This is a genomic window from Cytobacillus sp. ABV4_503, from assembly GCF_056158445.1.
The window spans coordinates 4,355,137-4,375,599 of record NZ_JBSWTH010000001.1 but is presented as its reverse complement, the minus strand read 5'-3'; the positions used below and the strand labels follow the sequence as shown (position 1 = coordinate 4,375,599).

The following is a 20,463-nucleotide window of genomic DNA, read 5'->3' as shown; positions in this document are numbered from 1 at the left end:
TTTAAGCAGGGCATTTTTATCCTTTATTAAGGTTCGTACCTCCACATATCAGCTTCATTCCTGAAGTAAATATGGCCATTCTGATCAATGGCTAAATCATGTGCACCCTCTTTTTTTATCAGTGTTACTTCCATTGTTTTCGGATTTGCTTTAAATAATACGCCTTCTACTGTGCCATAGAGCTGCTGATCCTTTCCGAATTGCAGATTAGCATTTTTAAAACGTCCGGAAATGGCTGGAACTATCATTACTTGCTTGGTTTGGCCGGATTCGATATTGTATTTAAACAGTTTTCCGTCTGCCATTCCGAAGATATAGTTTTCTCCGTAATACGTTAACGCATTAATCATGGCCGCTTTTATTGGGAAGTTCATCTCCTCTTTCTCAGAAGGAGAATCAGATGGAAAACGGAATAATACAGCATCGCTCTTTGCACGCTCATGATTGGCATACACTGAAGTACCTCCATAAACATAATCCTGAGCCTGTACAAGGGAAATGATGCTTTGATTTTCTACATAGTTTTCATAATTTACGGTTTCTTTTGTGCCGGGATTATATACAGACAGCAGTCCTCCGCCCGTACTTGTTTCAGGATAAGTGCCAATGAACAGCTGATTGGTTTCATCAATCCCAAGTATGGCAGTTGGCCTTTCTTGGCCCATGTCTTTATAACGGGCAATTTCAATTATATTATTGCCTTCAAACGGTTTTGTCAGATCGTATTCAAGGATTCTGGCTTTTGGATAGGCTCCAAAATATAGCTTGTCATTTAAATATGCCATAGATTCAACCTGGCTGATGCCCTTCACTTCTTTTGTCTCGCCGCTTGCAGTGTCAAAGAGGCCCAGCCCGCCAGACATATAGCCATTAATAATGATATTATCCCTTTCAGGAGTCTCTGCCATTGTATATAAAGTTACTGGTAGAGGAGCAAGTTTTGCCTGATGCAGTTCAAATTTCCGGGTTTCCAAGTTAAAAGTGAAATAATCCCCATTATTGCTTAACAATCCTGTCAGCGTGTATCCGGGATAATCCTGTGTGCCAATTTCCACAAAGTCTAAATTTATTACGTTCATGCCTTCCAGGGGAACATCCATTTTCACGATTTCCCGGGTCTTATAATAATAAGCATATAGCTCCTCTTTGTTTGTATAAAAAACAGCTTCTTCTGCGGGAGATTTTACAGAAACGGTTTTAGAAGTTGAATCAAATTCATCCAGCAATTCCAAAGTATTTTTATTAAAAACTAGTACCTTTGGGCTTGGATCCAGTTTGGCAAATAAATACTCATCAGCCACCTGAATATCCGATACGTATTTTTCCAGCCGATATTCCCACGGCAGGAAGCGATCCCTGATTTTCGTGCGGATATTATAGCGTATAAGCTCTGCCTTTGATCCGATTCCCATGAAAATGCTCTCTTGCTCTTCATCAAAGTAAACACTTTTTGCAAATTCCTTGCCTCTGATGATTTGACCATAATCCTTTCTTTTACCTGATTCAGGTATATAGGAAAACACAGTTCCATTATAAGCTGTAGACCCATATATTCTTCCTCCAGATGCGTGCAGGTCCTGAATAGAGGTATCACGGCTGTGCTTCAGTTTATTACCATAGTCGGTTAGCTTTTTCGAGGAGGGATCATACTTGTAAATATGTCCGCTTGATGTTCCTCCGACCCAGACGTTTTGATCAGCATCGACATCAATTCCCCAAGCACTTGTGGAATTCTCCAGTGTATATGTCTTTTCTGTTTTTCCGGTGTTCAAATTGACGATAGATAAAGCTGATGGCGTCCCATGCTGGATGATGTACATATAGGGTTTGTTATCAGGTGATTTCCCATATGCCGCAGCCAGGGCAGTGCCATGGAATACCTGGGGTCCAATTTTTTCTATAATCGGATTTAATTCTTCTTTCAGCAATTGAGACGGGTCTGATTCTTCTTGAGAAGGTGTTTGGCTGTCATCCAATTCAATACTCTCCTCCTGATCGATTTGATCTTCTGCGTAGGCTGCACTTGAAAAGAAAACGGGTGTGCAAATGAGAGATGCAGCTAGAATGTAAGTGATTTTAAATTTAGATAGATTCATATTTTCCCCCAAAAACTCTTATAGTAATCACTTCCTACATTACTATAATTATCCAATAATGAAAAGAGCCATCTCCTCTTCCTGGAGCATGGCTCTAATCTCTAGTAAATATCAGCAGCATCTATTTGCAGCCATTGGTCGTCTGAATCAGCACTCTTCCAATGGATTCCAATCATAACATTTTCTGCGTCTTTTCTGATTTTTTTCGATACTTTAAATGAACGGGATGTATCTTCATCAGGGATGGTATTATATGCTTTCCTTTCCCATTGGCCGTTCACCTGATCCTGGATAAATAATTGCACATCACCTGGATTGGATGCTTTTCCTTTCAGAGAAACGATAAAAGTAACCTCTTCGGAAGCGGGAATATCCATGTCAGTCAGGCTGAATCCTGCTTGTATTGCAGTGCGGCTTTCGGGATTTTCATTCTTTGGTTTTAAAACCATCCCTCCGGTGCGTCCTTCAGTTACCTGGAATTCACCCTCTTTTCCCAGCAATTTCATTGGCGAAACCTGGTTCAGCCATTTATCAGTTGAAAACGGCTCGAAATTTGGCGGGAGAAAAGAATAAGATGACTCCAGACCAATGGGAGCGAGATAGTCATAGGCATCTGTTTCTGCTGCTTTAATTTCCTTCTTAATCTTTGTAATTTCAGCTTCGGCATTATCTTTATTTAGTGTTACTCCGAAATCTGAATATCTGTTTCTTTCATTCCAGATTGAATTGACTATTTTTGTCCCGGCATCCGGAGTGAAATGATGGGAGTCAATAAAGTTTGGCAGGTGCCTTGTTATTTCATTTACATCCATAAAATGATGAACCGTTCCGAAGGTTTCTGTCAGGTCCTTAAGCCAATGTTCGTAGCCCTGCATATATTCCTCATTTTGCATTTCAATGACTAAACGGGGAAGTGTAACGGGTGTTGTATAGACAATAAATTTGGTTTTCGGGTTTTCGGCTTTAACCTGATTCAGCATCTCAATAACTTTAGGATCATATTCATAGGGTTCGTTATTTTGGAAAAATTGATAGATATTCGTTTCAATTCTGGCTTGTCTCAATTGGCTGTCCACCGGAAAAGGCATAGCCACATTTTCACGATTATAAAACCTATGATCTATGAATACAGGGTTATTCTTTTTCGAAGATTGATAAACAGATAAAGATTTTTTCAAAGTATCAAAGGACGCAGTCGACTTGACTCTGTAAAGATAGCTGTCAGCCTGTTCTGTATAGAACTCCGGCTTTTCTTCTGCAAGCACACGGTATTTATTTGTAGCGAAGAAGTCCAATCCAAGGAAGATATATTCAAAAGGCTTTCCGTTTATTTTTTTTGCGTAGTCTATATATCCCTTATACTCCTCCACATACATTGAGCTCACGGCAAAATTGAAAACCTTTAAATCTTCAAAATCATGCTGGTTTATATAAGTAGAACGGCTGCTTCCCAATAAAAGGGCGTCATATTTCTCTTCCCCATACTTTAATTTATTTACTTTCTGCTGCCTTTCATTAAAGCCCTGCTGCACATCATTCCATTCGTTTTTATGCTGGAAGAGCCATAAGGGATCTGCAATGTAATTAAACACAGTTATCGGCATGGCGAAGAGGCAACCCAAAATCACAAAAGCAGCCAGAACTTTTAAAAGCCATTTTTTATAAACGTTCATGATTAACCACCTAAAAATTAAAATATAAGAACTCGCTGACTCTTGTCATGCTAAAGAAGGAAATCAGCAGCAGTGCACAAATGAAAAACGCAGAAAACCAGGAGGGCTTTAGCTGATCCATCAATCTTATTGAGTTTCTTGCCCACAAGGTAATTGCGAATGCAGCCCCCAGTAAGGCAAGCATGTACAAAAGGGATGTATCAGTTGCAGCGTTAATAGAGAGTACTTCCACAGCCTGAACGGAAGCCGGTGTAAAAAGGGATGTGAGCTGCTCCGGCCATGAGAAGCCGCTCATTCCAAACATGCCTTTTAAAACTTTTTCCGCATCTTCCCATGATTGCGCTCTAAAAAATACCCAGGCAAAATTGACAAATTGAAAAGTTATGAACCAGCCAAGGAATCTGTTCATTTTAAAGCCAAGCTGCTTCCACAATCGGTTCAGCATGGATGCAGCTCCATGCAAGGTTCCCCAGAGTACAAATGTCCAGCCGGCGCCATGCCATAAACCGCTGACGAAAAAAACAAGAAAAACATTTACATAGGTTCTGGGAATTCCCTTGCGATTTCCGCCAAGGGGAATGTACAAGTATTGGGTTAGAAAGCGGGTCAGCGTCATATGCCACCGTTTCCAGAAATCCTGAATATTAACAGCTTTATATGGTGAGTTAAAGTTAACGGGAAGCCGAACATTAAATAAAAGTGCTGCTCCCATGGCCATATCTGTATAGCCGCTGAAATCAAAATAAAGCTGGAATGTATAGGATAGTGACACAATCCAGGCTTCTATAAAAGTTAACATTTCTGCCTGATCAAACCCTGCTGTAGCCCAAACAGCAAATGTATCAGCAATAACAACTTTCTTAAAAAGCCCAATTGAAAAGATGAAGATTCCTTTGGCAAAATTTTCGTAATGAAATTTTCTCTGTGCTTTTTCCCTGGAGAACTGAGGCATCATTTCATTATGGTGAACAATTGGCCCCGCAATTAATTGCGGAAAAAAGCTGACAAACAATGCATATTTCCAGAAATCGTATTCCTTTGTCTCTTTGCGGTAAGCATCAACAAGGTAGGCGATCTGCTGAAATGTAAAAAAGCTGATGGCAAGCGGCAAAGCGAGATGCAATAAATTAAAATCTGTGCTTAACAAGGCATTAAGATTTTCTATGAAAAAATCATAATATTTATAGTAGCCCAATGCTGCAAGATTGGCAGTTATGCCAACAGTCAAAAGCAACCTTGCCCGCGGCTGGCTGCTGGCCTTTCCAAGCAATGTTCCAATATAATAATTAATCAGCATGGAAGCTGAAATTAATGGGAGATAAACGGGATTCCACCAGCTGTAAAAAAATAATGAGCTGATAACAAGCCAGACATTTCTTACAAAGAAAAGCTGCCATTTATTCAGCAAAAAATAGCCAATCCAAACAGCAGGCAAAAAAGCGAAAATAAATTCATAGGAATTAAAAATCAATGTATTCTCCACCTGTTCCAAAATGTTCGTGCAGTCCCCATTATATCATGGAAGAAGCCGGTGGAAGGCCCCCAACTTTTACTATACTGTTCACCTTAAATCTACTAGAATGGGAATAAGAATATTTTGAATTGGAGGGAGTATCTTGAAAAAAAGCAATGTATTGGCAGCTTTCACTATCCTGATTGCCATCTTCATCTACATTCCTCCTTTTTCTGCAGCAAGTGCAGCAGAAAGCTGCGAAGGTTCAAGAGGGACCCAAACAGTCTGGTGGGATGGAGCTGAACTGACAGTCGGACAGATTGGCAGATTAACAGTATTGAAGGATACACCTCTCTATAAATTATCAGGTGATAAAAAGATTACACAGAAGACTTTAAAAGCAGGCGGAACTTATAGAATATATTCCTTTAAGCCTGATATGCTCAGTGTTGGCGGGGGCATGTATTTGAATCGGGATGCCAGAATTAGATACGAAACTCCTTCTCCTGCAAAAAAGAGAGCTCTTGCATGTAAAAAGGAATCCCAGGAAATTATCAGCGGCTCTATTAAAATAGGCGACAGCAAATCTTCTATTGAAGCAAAACTGGGAAAGGAAAAGCGGGTATCACTTGGTGAATATGGAATCTCCTGGCACACCTATCATAATCAATACCGGAACTTTTATATGATAGGATATGTGGATAATAAAGCGGAATTCATATATTCAAGCAGCCAAAGGCTTTATAGCTTTGGCATCTTTAAAGGCTCGTCACGATCAGGGGTTTCTTCAGCATTGGGAACGCCAAGCAAGTGGATCAATAAAAACAATATAAATTATGTAACTGTAAATAATGATAAGCAGCAGACATTTTACAAAAAAAACTCATACATTACCGTTTTTTATGATATTCATAAGAGAGGCAATGTTACTGGCATTCAAATGATTTCGGAAAAACTGGAAAACAGGAAGAACAGCCACTATGGTGTGCCAAGCTCGAACCTTCAGCAAAGCCTTGAAATGCAAATGTTTGATCTGGTTAACGCTGCAAGGGCAGATAATGGACTTGCACCAGTTACCTGGAATTCTGCTGCCCAAAGCTCTTCAAGGAAACATAGCTTGGATATGGCTGAACATGATTTTTTCGATCATATGAATCTTAGAAACGAAAGCCCTTTTCAACGGATGGAAAAGGAAGGGATCCATTATTTGTATGCCGGAGAAAACATTGCAATGGGCTATTCAAGCAGCATTTTTGCCCATGAAGCTCTAATGAATTCAGCTGGTCACCGAAAGAACATCCTGAATGCCCAATACACTCATTTAGGGGCAGGGGTTCAGTTCCAAAAGGAAACAGCAGTTCCGTATTATACACAAAATTTCTTTACTCCTTATTAAATTGAAGGATGTGCCTGATTATGCAAAATAGAAGATTTATAGTGTTCCTTCTATTTTCTGCTTTGCTCATTTTTGCATTCCCAAGGGACAGTTTTGCTAAGGTATATTGGGATGGAGCAGAGTTAGTAAAGGGGCAAATAGGCCGGGTAACCGTCACAAAGCCGATAAATTTATGGCGTATGGAAGGAAACAGTCTTAAGTTTGTGCGGATTTTATACCCAAAAGATAAATACAGGGTGTATGGCTATGTTCCTGAACGCCAGCAGTTCAGGGTTGGAGGATCCTATTATATTACCAATATGAAAGACAGAGTTTTATATGAGACACCTTCAAAATCCAAGCTGGCAGAACTGCATAAGTCTTATTCGGAACAGGATGGGCTTGTGGATCAGCTTATTATTGTTGATAAAGGCCATGAGCAAGACTCTGAGGTTTCAAAAATAAAAAGCAGAATCAGCAAAATACCGATTTCTCTATTAGGGAAATTAAATGAAAAAGGGGTAAAAATTAAATTGACTGCATCCCCAATCACCAATCTTCCGGAATACGCCTATTTGAAAGGACAAGTGCCAAGGGGATGGGAGGGAACAAATAGAACCTGGGATGATGTTCCCGGCATTGGCGGAGCTGCCATTGTGGCCATCCGGATTGGATATAGTGAGCCTGGCAATGGCCACAGCTCCAGCAACCTTGAACTGCATGAGGTAGCACACACGATTGATAGCCTTATTTATAACAATTTATCTTCTACACAAAGCTTCAAAGAAATCTGGGGAAAAGAGAAGGCTCTTCTATTTGGAGAAAATTCCTATTATAAGAATTATCCTGAAGAATATTTTTCAGAAACCTTTGCTATGTTTTATTTAAATGAAGAAACGAAAAAAACACTTAAACGAAAAGCCCCGTTAACTGCAGTGTTTTTTGAAAACTTACAGTGAAAAAGTCTTGTCCGGAGGGGCAAGACTTTTTATGTTTCAATATTACCTCAGCAAAAGAAAACGGTGAAGCCCTATAGGTAATTTATACCATTCTCCCTTTTTTGTAGAATAATAGGAAAATACTTGGTATTTTGTCGTATAATAGACTTATTGTGAAAATAGTACATCCGAGGGAGAGAGTAATGAAAAAGAAAATCTTATTGTGTTGTCTTTTGTTTTTGTCCGGGATCATATCCCCTTTTTCGTATGCAGTAAAAAAGGCTTCAGCTTCAGCACCTGTCGTATATTGGGAAGGGATGCAGCTGGTTAAAGGCCAAATAGGCAAAGTGGATATCCTTAAGCCTATTAACCTATGGAAAAGGGAAAACAATAAATTGAAGTTTGTCAGAATTTTAAAACCTGGGGAAGCATATCGGGTTTACCGTTATGATTCAGCTTTTGGCGGGCAATATGGTGTTGGAGGAAAGTACTTTGTTACCAACATGAAAGGGTATGTCCAATACAAAACGCCATCAAAGCTAAAGCTTAAGCTTGTGAATCCTGAATTATATGGAACCAAACTAACTTTAGGTACAGTTACCCAGGAGCAGACGGCTGTACTTGCACCTGGTGTCACGCAGTCTAAGCTTTCTGTAGAAGGGTCAAAAGGGAACCAGGAGATCTATAAGCTGGATGTTGACCAAAAAACGAGCCAGATTTCTTTTGAGACTTCCCTGGCTAAAGATCAAATGATCGGGTTCGAATCGGTTAATAGTATGGCACACCGCGAAGAAGCCGAGGGCAAGTATGTAATTGCCGGAATAAACGGCGACTATTTCGATTCAAATGGAGCTCCAACTGATTTAACTGTACATAATGGTGAATTGGTTACCACGAATACAACCCCGGTCAATGAAAGAACCATTTTTGGGGTTAGCTTCAGCGGCAAGGCAATGATCGGAAACCCTGAAATTTTATTGAGTGTGTCTGCAAATGGCCAGAAGCCATACTTGATTAATTCGGTTAATAAACGGAGATTTGCGGGCCATCTAGTTCTTTATACATCTTATTTTGCAAGCAATACGATGACAAATGAATTGGGTACAGAAGTAGTGCTTTCAAATGTGACAGGCCAGCTGAATGGAAATGGCCAGGTCACTGCCACTGTAAAAGAAGTAATTGCCGGCAAAGGAAGTGCAGCGCTTAAGCCAGGTGAGTTCATCCTGTCAGGCCATGCTGCAGGCAGTGACTATTTAAAATCACTTAAAGCCGGTGACTCAGTTACAATAAACGCAAGTTACGATAATCCCGAATGGGACCGGGTACAGCAGGCAATAGGAGGGCGGTATCACCTGGTTAAAGGGGGGAATGCCAAAACCTTTAATATTGCTGGGGCTCATCCCAGAACCGCAATAGGAATTAAGGAAGATGGGTCTGTGTTTGCAGTGGTTATTGACGGAAGAAGGGCTCAAAGCAAGGGCGTCACTTTAACAGACTTAGCAAAGGTTATGAAAGACTTTGGCGCTGTTGAGGCCATCACGTTTGATGGCGGCGGATCGTCGACAATGGTGACAAGAAAACAGGGGGAAACTACTACAAGTGTAGTAAATAACCCTTCTGACGGCAGGGATCGAAATGTTGCAAACTCCTTGCTGATCATTGCACGCAGGCAGGCGGGAGAGCTTCAGAGATTACTGCTGAACCCTGAGGAAATCACATTATTTGCAGGTGCATCCTATAAAGACTTGAAGATAGCTGCTAAAGGGGCAGACAAAAATAATAATCCTGTCAGCTTGAAAGATCCGATTGTTTGGACTTCGAATGTTGGAAAATTCAATTCTGATGGATCCTTTACAGCTACAAGCATACCTGGAAAAGGCACGATTACAGGAACCTCTGGTGCTGTTGCAGGCAATGTTTCTGTCAATATAACTAATGAATTGAACTCCATAAAAGTGCAAAAGGATACAATCATTGTTGATAAAAATGGCACTGCAGCTATCTCTGCTTCCGGCTATCACGGAGGCATGGAAGTGGTCACAGATCCTGCAGCCTTTACTTACACGGTATCAGATAATCTAGGAACGGTTGAAAACGGAATTTTTAAAGCATCGGGCAAGGACGGAATAGGGAAAATTACTGTTTCATATGGTAAAGTATCAGCTGAAATTAAAGTAATCGCCGGAAATCCAGGTCCAGTTATCATTGAAGATTTTGAAGGCGATATAAGCGGATGGCAAGCATCGGGAGCAAGATATGAATCGGTTACTGTTTCTCCTGAATCGGTTTATGTTAAAGAGGGAAAAAAATCACTGAAAGTGGCATATAACTTTATTGGCACAACAGGAACTTCGGGTGTTTATGCTTCTAAAAAAGAACCTATTCCAGTAATGGGAGCACCTAAGAAAATCGGCATGTGGGTTTATGGGGACAACAAAGGGCACTGGCTACGCAGCCAGTTAAAGGATGCGGCAGGCAAAGAGATTCAGCTTGATTTTACGAAGAACCTTGATTGGACAGGCTGGAAATATGTTGAAGCAGACATTCCTGCAGGCTTGACTGCTCCATACACTATGGAGATTCCTGTAAGATATATGCAGGTAAGTGATGAACATAAAAATAAAGGTCAGATTTTCATCGATCAAATTCAGGCAGTGTATGAATGAATTAAAAAGGCTGAGTCCGTGAGACTCAGCCTTTTCTCTGCATCTTCAGACAGGTTACCATAAATTTAATATTGTATAAATGTTTAGTATATTATAACCTTGGTTAAGGCAATATAGGGTGTAAATTGCAGAAAATTAGTAATTATGCTACTCTAATTACTGAAATTGTCCATAACTATATAAGTGCGGTATAATTAAACACTAGTTTCATATATACAGATGCGGCTGTATAATAACATCGTAACATTGGAGGGAGTATTGTTAACCAATGGAACAGTCTAAAGAAATGCATGATTTATTAAGTCAATTACAGGAGAAACCTCCTAAAATTATCGGCGGTTATAAGAAGCAGGGGTGGGCTGGAAAGATCCTGGAGAAGATCAGTAATGATCCGATCGAAATAGAAGAAGATGGCACCATTACGGCTAAAGCCATTTTAGAAGCAAGAAATAACACCTATTATCCATCATTCCTGAACATAGATTTGTCTCAAAAAGGCAAAGTAACGGGAATCTACTTTATTGCTGAAAATGAAGATCAATTTGATCTTATACCATTCGAAATTGGAAAAGGTTTTTTGAAAATATCAGAAGATGAGCTTTTGCCATTGAAATATAAAACTCTTGAAAAAATAGAAGGTGACGAGTACCAGAGTAACTGGCCTTCATTTAGTTAATAAAGCTGCAGACTATCATACTGATGGTCTGTTTTTTTATGCTCATATAGTGAATTTCTACATCTTTCAGTATTATTCCCTACTATCCAACAACATTTTGTAATGTTTTTGTAATATTTTTGGGTGATTGTTATGAAAATGAAATAGAAACTTGTCTAAATATAGGATAAAATCTATTTATCACTACTAATTACATAATTTTTAGATAATTATTATATACCAAAAGTTTCACAGGAGGATACATGCTATGAAAAAAGTCTTATTTATGGCGCTGGCGTTCTTACTGGCATTGCCAATGGTCTTTACCCATAAGTCTGCAAGCGCTGCAGAAGCGAGCCCGGATAGTATTGTTAAGCTGGCAAAACAAATGCAAGGCGTTCCTTATAAATGGGGAGGTACAACTCCACAGGGGTTTGACTGCTCAGGGTTTTTGACATATGTATACAGTGAACATGGGATCAAGCTTCCAAGAACGACTGCCGATCAATATAAAACAGGAGAGTCTATCAGCAGAAGCGAACTTCTTCCTGGGGATATAGTCTTTTTTACTACATATAAGCCTGGCGCATCACATGCTGGCATTTATACAGGCGACAATAAATTTATCCATGCAGATTCCGATGACGGAATCATGATCAACAGCATGGATATGAGCTACTATAAGAGCAGATACATAGGTGCTAAAAGAGTTGTAGCTCAGGAAAGCGTTAAGGGCATCGCTGATGCAGTTCCGGTAAAACAAGGCCAAATAGGCATGGTTTATGTGAAAAAGAAAATCAATCTTTGGCAGCGTACGGATAATAATAAGCTAAAGATGGTGCGTATTCTAAATCCGGGCGAAAAGTATCGTGTTTACAGTTATGATACCCAGTATGGAGGCCAATATAACCTCGGATCCCAACTTTATATTACAAATATGGAATCCTATATCGAATATGTTCCAGTCGGCCAATAATAAATTTCCAAAATACGGTTAATAATCTATTAAACTCTTGTTATAATTATGATAGCAAGAGTTTTTATTTTGTAGGAGGATGCAATTTTGTCTATTAAAAAAGGTTTAAAAGTACTATTGTCCACGTCACTCATAATCCCGGCTGCTGCAGTTATTAATGTCAGCGATACAGAAGCAGCCTCTATAGCGCAAATTGAAAGTGCTGTTCAGAAGTCTATTTCAACTTCTCAAATTTTAAGAAGAGCATGTTCTATCGAATGGGCTGGAGACGGTATAACCAGGCCATATGCGGAATATAATGCAGCTAAAAAAGCTTACAGTGAAGCTGTTAAGCTAGTTAATACCTTAGGCTCGAGCAAAAAGCAGACATATCTAGCGAAGTTGGATGAAAGCCAGCTGCAAATCAAGCGTGCTGCTTATTATATTGATGCCATTACAGCCGGGAAAAAAATTGAGGCTAAGAAGCACTTTTTACAAAGTCAGCTTGAACAAGGTATCCTTTCAGATGACACAGTTAAGGCTTATCATGAGCTTTCGTATGAAATTAAGAAACAAGCGGCTCTTTTGGATCCAGTCTATGGTAAAACCACAAGGGAAGCCATTCGGGCAAATTTCAAAGAATCAGCAGAGGCATTAAGAGATGAACTTAGCTATTCAGTAACTGTTAAAATGGCTCTCAACCAGGCATCAGCTTCATTGGCCAAAGGGCAAAATGACGAAGTGTTAAAAGAAGCCAAGAAGATCTTGATGTTCTTAGAGGTAACCCCTCAGGAGACATATAAAAAGCAATTGCGCACAGAGTGGGATGCCATTAAAGGGGAAATTCCTGAAAGCATAAAAGATGCTGAATACAAGGAACTTTACCTTCTTAACGAGCAGCTTCACGAGCTCCGTGAGCTTGTAAAGCCTGGTGTTTCTGATGTAAAAGTGCCTGTTTTATATGATTCGGTTTCGAAGCTGAGCCAGGATATTAACAATCCTGCTTCCAAACAAATGTTTGCTGATGCAATTAAAAGTGAAATGAAACAGCTGCAAATGCCAATCGAAGATTTAAAACATCTGCTGACAACAAAAGCAGCTGCAGCCGGCATTCCGCCCGAATTGGTGAAAGCGATCGCTATAACAGAAAATGGCGCATTTCAGCAATTCACTGAGCGTGGGGAAGTATTCAAAAGCCCGGATAATGGATATGGAATCATGCAGGTTACACCGCTTGATGAGCATGATGACCGCTATGATTGGGAAAAAGCCAAATATGATATTGGCATAAACATTGAAACCGGTATTCAAATTCTATTGGAAAAATGGAGTTATGCAGGCTCCAGAATTCCTGTTGTAAACGATGGGGATAAAGAGGTACTGGAAGATTGGTATTTTGCCATAATGGCTTATAATGGCCTTTCTAAATTTAATGATCCAAATTTCTCGGAGGATCCATATCAATTAAAGGTATTCAATAATATCAGCAAGTGGGCCCAGGTGAATGCTGAAGTAATCAATAAGGATGATTTAGAAATCTCCTATAACCCATCGACTGGACAGGCGATTTTCAGCAGCAAAATGAATTATAAAACTGACAAACAAACGCCATCCACTCAGCTATTTAAAAAAGGGGACAGCATCGTCATTTCTGGAGCTGCAACATTCCGTGATAAACCTTCAACTGCAGGAACTGGAACTTCACTTGCAAAGGGCACGCGCATTACGATTCTGGATGGCCCTATTGAAGATAACAATAAATACAACCTATTCAGCTGGTACAAAGTCTCAGTTAATGGAAAAGAAGGCTATGTAGCATCGGTTGGGCTGAAATAATTATTTAATTAGAGGTTCCCTTTTGGGAGCCTCTTTTTGATGGGGTGAGAAGTACGTATATGAAGTATGCAAATTGGAGGAGGACAGCTGCAAAAAGAATGATGTATCTTGCAAATAGAGTATGCCATCTTGCAAATAGAGTGATAAATTTGCAAATAGAGAAGGGGAATCTGCAAATAGTATCCTCCGTTCTGCAAATAGAAAAGCAATCTGCATATTGAATCCAAAACATGCAAATAGAATATGCCATCTTGCAAAAAGAATGATAAATTTGCAAATAGAGCGGTGGAACCAGCAAATAGTAATCGGCGTTCAGCAGATAGAAAGGCAGACTGCGACTCTAATTAAATAACTGCAAATAGAATGAGCCAACCTGCAAATAGAATCATAAAGCTTGCAAATAGACCTGGGAATCCTGCAAATAGAATCCCGAGTTCTGCAAATAAAGAGGCAATCTGAAAATAGAATGTGCAAATAGAATGAGCCAACCTGCAAATAGAATCATAAGGCTGCAAATAGCCCGCAAATAGCCCGGCGAAACCTGCAAATAGAATCCCGCATCACTTCAATCAGGATGTATCACAAGAAAGAAAAATGCCCAAATTCTTTGCAACTCCGCAAATAAATAGATTAACAAATACAAAATCCCCATTCCACTTCCGGAACGGGGATTTCATTCTTATTTTTTCTGAGGCGGATAAACCTTCCACTTGGATAAATCCGGCTGCTGTTTTTGAACCAGCTCTTTTGGAAAGATAAAAGTCCAAGGCTTGCTTGTGTTGGCCTTTACTTCGAATTTCTCAAGTTTGAAGCCGCCCTGGCAGATAATATCTCCTGCAGCGTCCTCAACGATGAGAGGAATTTGTTCCAGCTGGATATTTTTTTCGCTGCCATTTCGAATTAGGACCGTAACAGCTAAATTTCCCTCACTTCCATGCTTGGCTTCTATTCCCATGAAGTTTACTTCGCCAGGAGATAGAGCTGGTAAGGAAGCAACCATTTTCTCCAGATGTTCCTTTTGGGCAGGGGAGATTTGATTTTCCCAGCTTTCTTCAAGATCAAGCTGATGGACAGCTGCTGATTTTTTCAATTCAAAGGCTATCTTCCAGCCTTCTTCAGGGATTCTATCAACTAGCTTATCTTCAGATGAGAAGAGGAAGCGCCATGGGCGTGATGTCATCGATGGAAGCTCATCCATGCCATCAAGCTCAAATTGCTTCTTCGCAATTGCCTGTCCATTTTCGTCCAATAAAAGGAGGTCAACCGCCTCGAAACGAATGGCTTTAGGCAGTGTATTCCTTAAAATGGCGACTACCACAAATCCTTCATCAAAATTAATTAGTTTTATGCCATTAATGGCAATTTGGTTTGGCTTTAGCAAAGGAAGCTGCTGGTGTTTGAATTGATAGACATATTTCTCCTGACTGGTGAGCTCCCAGTCAGGATGAAATGATAATGTTGTTTTTACAAGGCCGTCCTGATCATCAGCATTAACATCTTTTTGCTGCTGTTCTTGCAGCTGATCCTGTTCAGGTGTTTTCTCTTTTTTTGTCTTTCTTTTAAATAAAGCCATTCTTTATGTTCCCCCTCGAATTACTCTTCTGAAGCCTGGAATTGGCTTTTAAGATATTCGATAAATCGCAGGCTGATCCCTGATTCGATTTCGAACATCAGTCGATTGAATTCGGCTAGTGCCTCGTTTTCAAGAAGGCGGTAAGGGTCTTCTTGTCCATAGCCTCGCAGGTGGATGCCGTCTTTAATAATCGTCATGACTTCCAGGTGCTGAATCCAGTTCGCGTCAATCAGCTGCAGCATAAATCTTTGCAGCTGATTTCCCAGCTCTGCCTCTTCCTGAAGGGAAAGAATCTGATTCTCAAGCTCTGCATATTCCTTCATGACCAAATCAGTTATCTCTTCTTTTTCTTTATCCTGAAGATCTTGCAGGCTGATATTGAACTGAATAAATACAAAGCTAAGCTCTTCTAAAAGGCCATTTAGATTCCATTCTCCGGTTGCGATGCCTTCAATGCAGTATTTATCAATGATTTGCAATAGATATTTTTTGATATAGCTTGTTACTTCAGGGAATGTCTCACTGGCTTCAGCCTTTAATAGCCTGTCTCTCATAGAATAGATGACTTTGCTTTGGCGGTCGATAACATCATCAAGCTTCAGCAAGTGGCTTCTGGATGAATGGTGAGCATGTTCTACCGTTTCCTGAACGCGGCGTACAAATTTATTCGGATCAGGAGATAAAATAAGGTCCTCTTCATTCGTTTTAATCTTTTTCAGGTATTTTTCCATTTCATCCGGGTCATAGTTGATAAATAAATCGTCTTCAAGTGAAACAATGAACTTGGAGGAGCCAGGGTCTCCCTGTCTTCCGGAACGTCCCCGCAGCTGCATATCGATTCTCATGCTTTCATGACGCTCTGTCCCGATAATATGAAGTCCGCCCAACTCTTTGACACCTTCGCCAAGCAAAATATCTGTGCCGCGGCCGGCCATATTGGTTGCGATCATCACCTGGCCTTTTTGGCCTGCTAGTGAAATGATGCGAGCTTCATCTTCTTCAGTCTTAGCATTGAGGATATGATGCTTAATGCCATGTTTTTTAAGCCGGTCAGACAGTTTTTCAGACTGCTCAATTGAAGTTGTTCCTATTAGAATAGGTCTGCCTAATTCATGGAGCGTCTTAACTTCTTCGATAATTCTATTAATCTTGGATTGATAATCTTTAAAGATCAAATCATCTTCGTCAATGCGCTGTATCGGTTTATTTGTTGGTATTGTTACCACTTTTAAATTATAGGTTTCCAAAAACTCCTGTTTGGATGGAGTTGCGCTTCCGGTCATTCCGGCAAGAGTTCCATACATCCGGAAGTAATTTTGAATGGTAATGGTCGCCTGTGTTTCATTTTCCTCCGTAACCTCAAGGCCTTCCTTGGCTTCCAATGCCTGATGCAGGCCTTCACTAAAGGTTCTGCCTTCCATTATTCTGCCGGTAAATTTGTCTATCAGGACAATTTTCCCGTCTTTTACGATATAATCAACATCCTTCTTCATCACCACATATGCGCGTAAAGACTGCATAACGTTATGAAGGAGATCCTGATGCTCGGCATCATATAAGTTATTAATCCCAAAAGCAGCTTCTATTTTATAAGCGCCCTCATCTTTTAAATAGATTTGCTTTGTTTCAGGATAAAATTCATATTCGGCATCGGCCTTAAATGATTTCATCAGGTCGGCAGTAATGTAGAATAATTCAGCTCCAAGACTTGATTTGTTGGCTATGATCAGCGGAGTGCGTGCTTCATCGATTAAGATGCTGTCAATTTCATCGACGATGGCATAATGAAGCTTTTTTTGCACTTTTTGATTCATGTCATAAACCATATTATCCCTTAGATAATCAAAGCCGAACTCATTTCCGGTTCCGTATGTAATATGAGCGGAATAAGCTTCTTTCTTTTCTTCAGGAGACATTTGCGAGACGTTCAATCCGACTTTCAGCCCCAGAAATTCATGTACCTTTCCCATTTGTTCAAAATCGCGTCTTGCCAGATATTCATTGGCAGTAATGATATGAACACCTTTGCCTTCAAGAGCATGAAGATAGCTTGGAAGTGTGGAAACGAGTGTTTTACCTTCACCAGTCTGCATTTCCGCAATGCTTCCTTCATGAAGGACAAAACCGCCGATCAGCTGAACATCATAATGCCTTAGTCCTAAAACACGTTTTGCTGCCTCTCTGACAACACTGAAAGCTTCTATTTTTATATCCTCAAGTGACTTGCCCTGTTTTATATCTTCCATAAATATGGCTGTTTTTTCCCGCAGTTCTTCATCAGATAGCTTTTGGATCTCTTTTTCCCTGCTGTTTACAGCATCGGATAATTTTGACAGTCTTTTGATCTCGCGGGTGGAATCACTGAGCATCATTTTAACCTTCGTTAGCATACTTTTCGCCTCAATTTCCAGTAAATATTGACCTAGTCGAATTATATCATATTGGGCATATTTTTGTTGAAGTGGAAGATATTTCTAGTATAATTGTAGAATAATAGGACAGGCTGTGTAACTTTTCTGGAAATGCCCTCGTCTATTTATTATGCGGAAAGGAGAGTGGATTAATAACCGTTAAATCGGGAATAGTGGGAATGCGATCAAATTAATATGGTTTCCATCAAATATAATAAATATACCTTCCAATTAAAAAAACATTGCGTATTTAAAGATATGTGTTACGATATTCATGATTAAGCTAACAATAAAACTAACCTCTGCAAAAGGTGATGATGAATGTATATTCAAGCTGCTATAGCGTTTCTAGTATCTCTTGTAACTGTCTTAGTCATTACGCCGCTTGTCATAAAGTTCGCCATTAAAATCGGTGCGATTGATAAACCGAACCATAGAAAGGTTCATAAAAATGTGATGCCCCGATTGGGTGGTCTTGCGATTTTCATCGGAGTCGTCGCCGGTTATTTTGCGGGCGGTTTATACGACCAAAAAGTTACAGCTATTAGTATTGGTGCTCTTTTGATTGTTGCAATCGGAATTCTGGATGACAAATATGAATTATCTGCTAAGGTGAAATTTGCCGGACAATTAGTTGTTGCCGGTTTAATTGTTGCCAGCGGTTTAACAATCGATTTGCTATCCATCCCTTATATAGGAAACTTCGAGCTTGGAATGTGGAGCTATCCTATTACCGTGTTCTGGATTGTAGCGATAACAAATGCAATCAATCTGATTGATGGTCTGGATGGTCTTTCAGCCGGTATTTCGGCTATTGGAATTGCAACTATTGCCATAATGGCTGGATTAAATGGCAAAATGCTGATCTTAATGATTTCAGTTATTTTGCTGGGAAGTATTATCGGGTTCTTATTTTACAACTTCCATCCGGCAAAAATATTCATGGGAGATACAGGGGCTCTGTTCCTTGGGTATTCAATCTCCATTCTTTCGCTGCTGGGGCTTTATAAAAGTGTAACCCTGTTCAGTTTTCTTGTGCCGATTATTATTTTGGGTGTGCCCGTCTTTGATACAACGTTCGCCATTATTAGGCGGATTGTTAATAAGAAGCCGATTTCAGCACCTGATAAATCGCATTTGCACCATAGGCTTCTTGCGCTGGGATTCTCCCATAGGAATACAGTTTTAGCGATATATGCCTTTGGGATTATGTTTAGTGTAAGTGCAGTAATTTTATCAGAGTCCACTTTATGGGGATCTGTCTTTATCATCTTTGGCTTGCTTGTAGTTACAGAAGTATTTGCTGAAATCATCGGCATTGTCCATGTTCAGTATAAGCCGGTATTGACTCTGTTTAAGAAGCTAACAGGCAACCGTTCATATGGTAAGTAACGAAAATTAAATGTAATAAAAACCGTTTGTAGCATTTTTTGGTGCAAACGGTTTTTTTAAGAATTTTTCTGGGTTATTATTTCCCTTTTTCAAGAAAATATGCAAGAATTTTAAATGGTGAAACAATACCTTAATGCTGTATGTGTAATTTATGTCGAAAAAGGTAATTTCTTATACTTTTTTTGTCATATTTTGAACATTATATTATTATTAGTTGTGGTAAACTAACTTGTGGATTTTAATTTTATTTATTTTTGGAGGTATTCTTAATGAAAGTACCTATGCTTGACCTTAGTGAACAATATCAGGGATTAAAATCTGAAGTGCTGGAAGTTCTTGATGGGGTTATGAGTTCTTCAAGATTTATCCTTGGGGATAATGTAAAAAAATTAGAAGCAGATGTTGCGAAATATAGTAATGTGAATCATGGCATTGGCTGCGGCAACGGAAGCGACGCCATACATATTGCGCTTCAGGCTTTAGGTGTTGGCCCTGGAGATGAAGTAATTACTACCGCATTTACATTCTTTGCTACCGGCGGAGCGATTGCCCGTGCTGGTGCAACGCCTGTTTATGTTGACATTGATCCGGTAACTTTTAATATCGATCCGTCCAAAATTGAGGCAGCGATTACGGAAAAAACAAAAGCCATCATTCCTGTTCATTTATATGGCCAAATGGCTGATATGGAAAGCCTTGCGGAAATCGCTGAAAAGCATAACCTTGCGATAGTAGAAGATGCGGCACAGGCGATTGGTGCAAAACATAACGGTAAAAGTGTAGGGGAGCTTGGCACAGCTGCAACATACAGCTTTTTCCCAACAAAGAACCTTGGAGCCTATGGCGATGGTGGAATGATTGTCACAGATAATGATGACGTAGCCGAAAAATGCCGTGTGATCCGTGTTCATGGAAGCAAGCCAAAATATTATCACCATGTATTGGGCTACAACAGCCGCTTGGATGAGCTTCAGGCTGCTGTATTAAATGTGAAATTTCCTCATTTGGATACATGGAGCGAAATGCGCAGAAAGAATGCAGACACATACACAAGCCTTCTAAAGGAAAAAGTGGGTGACCATGTTGTAACTCCTGTTGAAAAAGAAGGAAATTATCATGTATTCCACCAGTACACACTGAGAGTGGAAAATCGTGATGAACTTCAGAAATACCTTCAGGAGCAAGGTGTATCAACAATGATTTACTACCCGCTTCCATTACATGTTCAGCCTGTATTCCAGGAACTGGGCTATAAAGAAGGAGATCTTCCTATAACTGAAAAAGCGGCTAAAGAAGCCCTTTCTCTGCCAATGTTCCCTGAGCTGAAAAGAGAGCAGCAGGAATATGTCGTGGAGAAAATTGCAGAATTTTACGGTAAATAAAAATCCAGGAAACGCCGCCGGACTGGGGGCGTTTCTTTACATGCTTACAAAGGGCTGG

The 20,463-nt window shown here is 39.9% G+C and carries 13 protein-coding genes; 8 read left to right on the top strand and 5 right to left on the bottom strand.

Annotation, left to right across the window (positions count from 1 at the left end; translation table 11 throughout):
• Positions 1–26: 26 nt before the first annotated feature.
• The 3 genes from ACXAD1_RS22005 to ACXAD1_RS21995 form a co-directional block, all read right to left on the bottom strand.
• On the bottom strand, positions 27–2,096 hold the full coding sequence (locus tag ACXAD1_RS22005; protein WP_474910991.1) for a WD40 repeat domain-containing protein: 2,070 nt from the start codon (positions 2,094–2,096) through the stop codon (positions 27–29).
• 101 nt (positions 2,097–2,197) lie between these two features.
• Positions 2,198–3,769, bottom strand: a complete 1,572-nt coding sequence (locus ACXAD1_RS22000) for a hypothetical protein (RefSeq protein ID WP_474910990.1) — start codon at positions 3,767–3,769, stop codon at positions 2,198–2,200.
• A gap of 10 nt (positions 3,770–3,779) precedes the next feature.
• Complete coding sequence (locus ACXAD1_RS21995; protein ID WP_206840034.1) at positions 3,780–5,240, bottom strand: MBOAT family O-acyltransferase; 1,461 nt, start codon at positions 5,238–5,240, stop codon at positions 3,780–3,782.
• Positions 5,241–5,385: 145 nt separating this feature from the next.
• On the opposite strand from ACXAD1_RS21995, the gene ACXAD1_RS21990 reads away from it, so the two are divergent.
• The 6 genes from ACXAD1_RS21990 (at position 5,386) to ACXAD1_RS21965 (ending at position 13,647) form a co-directional block, all read left to right on the top strand.
• A complete protein-coding gene (locus tag ACXAD1_RS21990) occupies positions 5,386–6,618 on the top strand; it encodes a CAP domain-containing protein (RefSeq protein ID WP_474910989.1) in 1,233 nt (410 codons plus the stop codon).
• Between the two features lie 20 nt (positions 6,619–6,638).
• Positions 6,639–7,556, top strand: a complete 918-nt coding sequence (locus ACXAD1_RS21985) for an anthrax toxin lethal factor-related metalloendopeptidase (RefSeq protein ID WP_474910988.1) — start codon at positions 6,639–6,641, stop codon at positions 7,554–7,556.
• A 182-nt stretch (positions 7,557–7,738) separates the two neighbouring features.
• Complete coding sequence (locus ACXAD1_RS21980) at positions 7,739–10,201, top strand: phosphodiester glycosidase family protein (protein WP_474910987.1); 2,463 nt, start codon at positions 7,739–7,741, stop codon at positions 10,199–10,201.
• A gap of 268 nt (positions 10,202–10,469) precedes the next feature.
• Entirely contained in the window at positions 10,470–10,877 is a 408-nt protein-coding gene (locus tag ACXAD1_RS21975) for a hypothetical protein (protein ID WP_474910986.1), read from the top strand.
• A gap of 247 nt (positions 10,878–11,124) precedes the next feature.
• Positions 11,125–11,832, top strand: coding sequence for a C40 family peptidase (locus ACXAD1_RS21970; protein WP_474910985.1), 708 nt, complete (start codon positions 11,125–11,127; stop codon positions 11,830–11,832).
• An 87-nt stretch (positions 11,833–11,919) separates the two neighbouring features.
• Positions 11,920–13,647: a transglycosylase SLT domain-containing protein gene (locus tag ACXAD1_RS21965; RefSeq protein WP_474910984.1), complete on the top strand. Its 1,728-nt coding sequence runs from the start codon at positions 11,920–11,922 to the stop codon at positions 13,645–13,647.
• Positions 13,648–14,326: 679 nt separating this feature from the next.
• Here the strand turns inward: ACXAD1_RS21965 and ACXAD1_RS21960 are convergent.
• On the bottom strand, positions 14,327–15,220 hold the full coding sequence (locus ACXAD1_RS21960; protein WP_474910983.1) for an accessory Sec system S-layer assembly protein: 894 nt from the start codon (positions 15,218–15,220) through the stop codon (positions 14,327–14,329).
• Positions 15,221–15,240: 20 nt separating this feature from the next.
• The gene (secA2, locus tag ACXAD1_RS21955) at positions 15,241–17,610 is read right to left on the bottom strand and encodes an accessory Sec system translocase SecA2 (RefSeq protein ID WP_474910982.1); all 2,370 of its coding nucleotides are present in this window, start codon (positions 17,608–17,610) and stop codon (positions 15,241–15,243) included.
• A gap of 342 nt (positions 17,611–17,952) precedes the next feature.
• Between secA2 and ACXAD1_RS21950 the strand changes: the two genes are divergently transcribed.
• A complete protein-coding gene (locus tag ACXAD1_RS21950; RefSeq protein WP_071159749.1) occupies positions 17,953–19,023 on the top strand; it encodes a glycosyltransferase family 4 protein in 1,071 nt (356 codons plus the stop codon).
• Positions 19,024–19,292: 269 nt separating this feature from the next.
• Entirely contained in the window at positions 19,293–20,405 is a 1,113-nt protein-coding gene (locus ACXAD1_RS21945) for a DegT/DnrJ/EryC1/StrS family aminotransferase (protein ID WP_206840041.1), read from the top strand.
• The last annotated feature ends 58 nt before the right edge of the window (positions 20,406–20,463 follow it).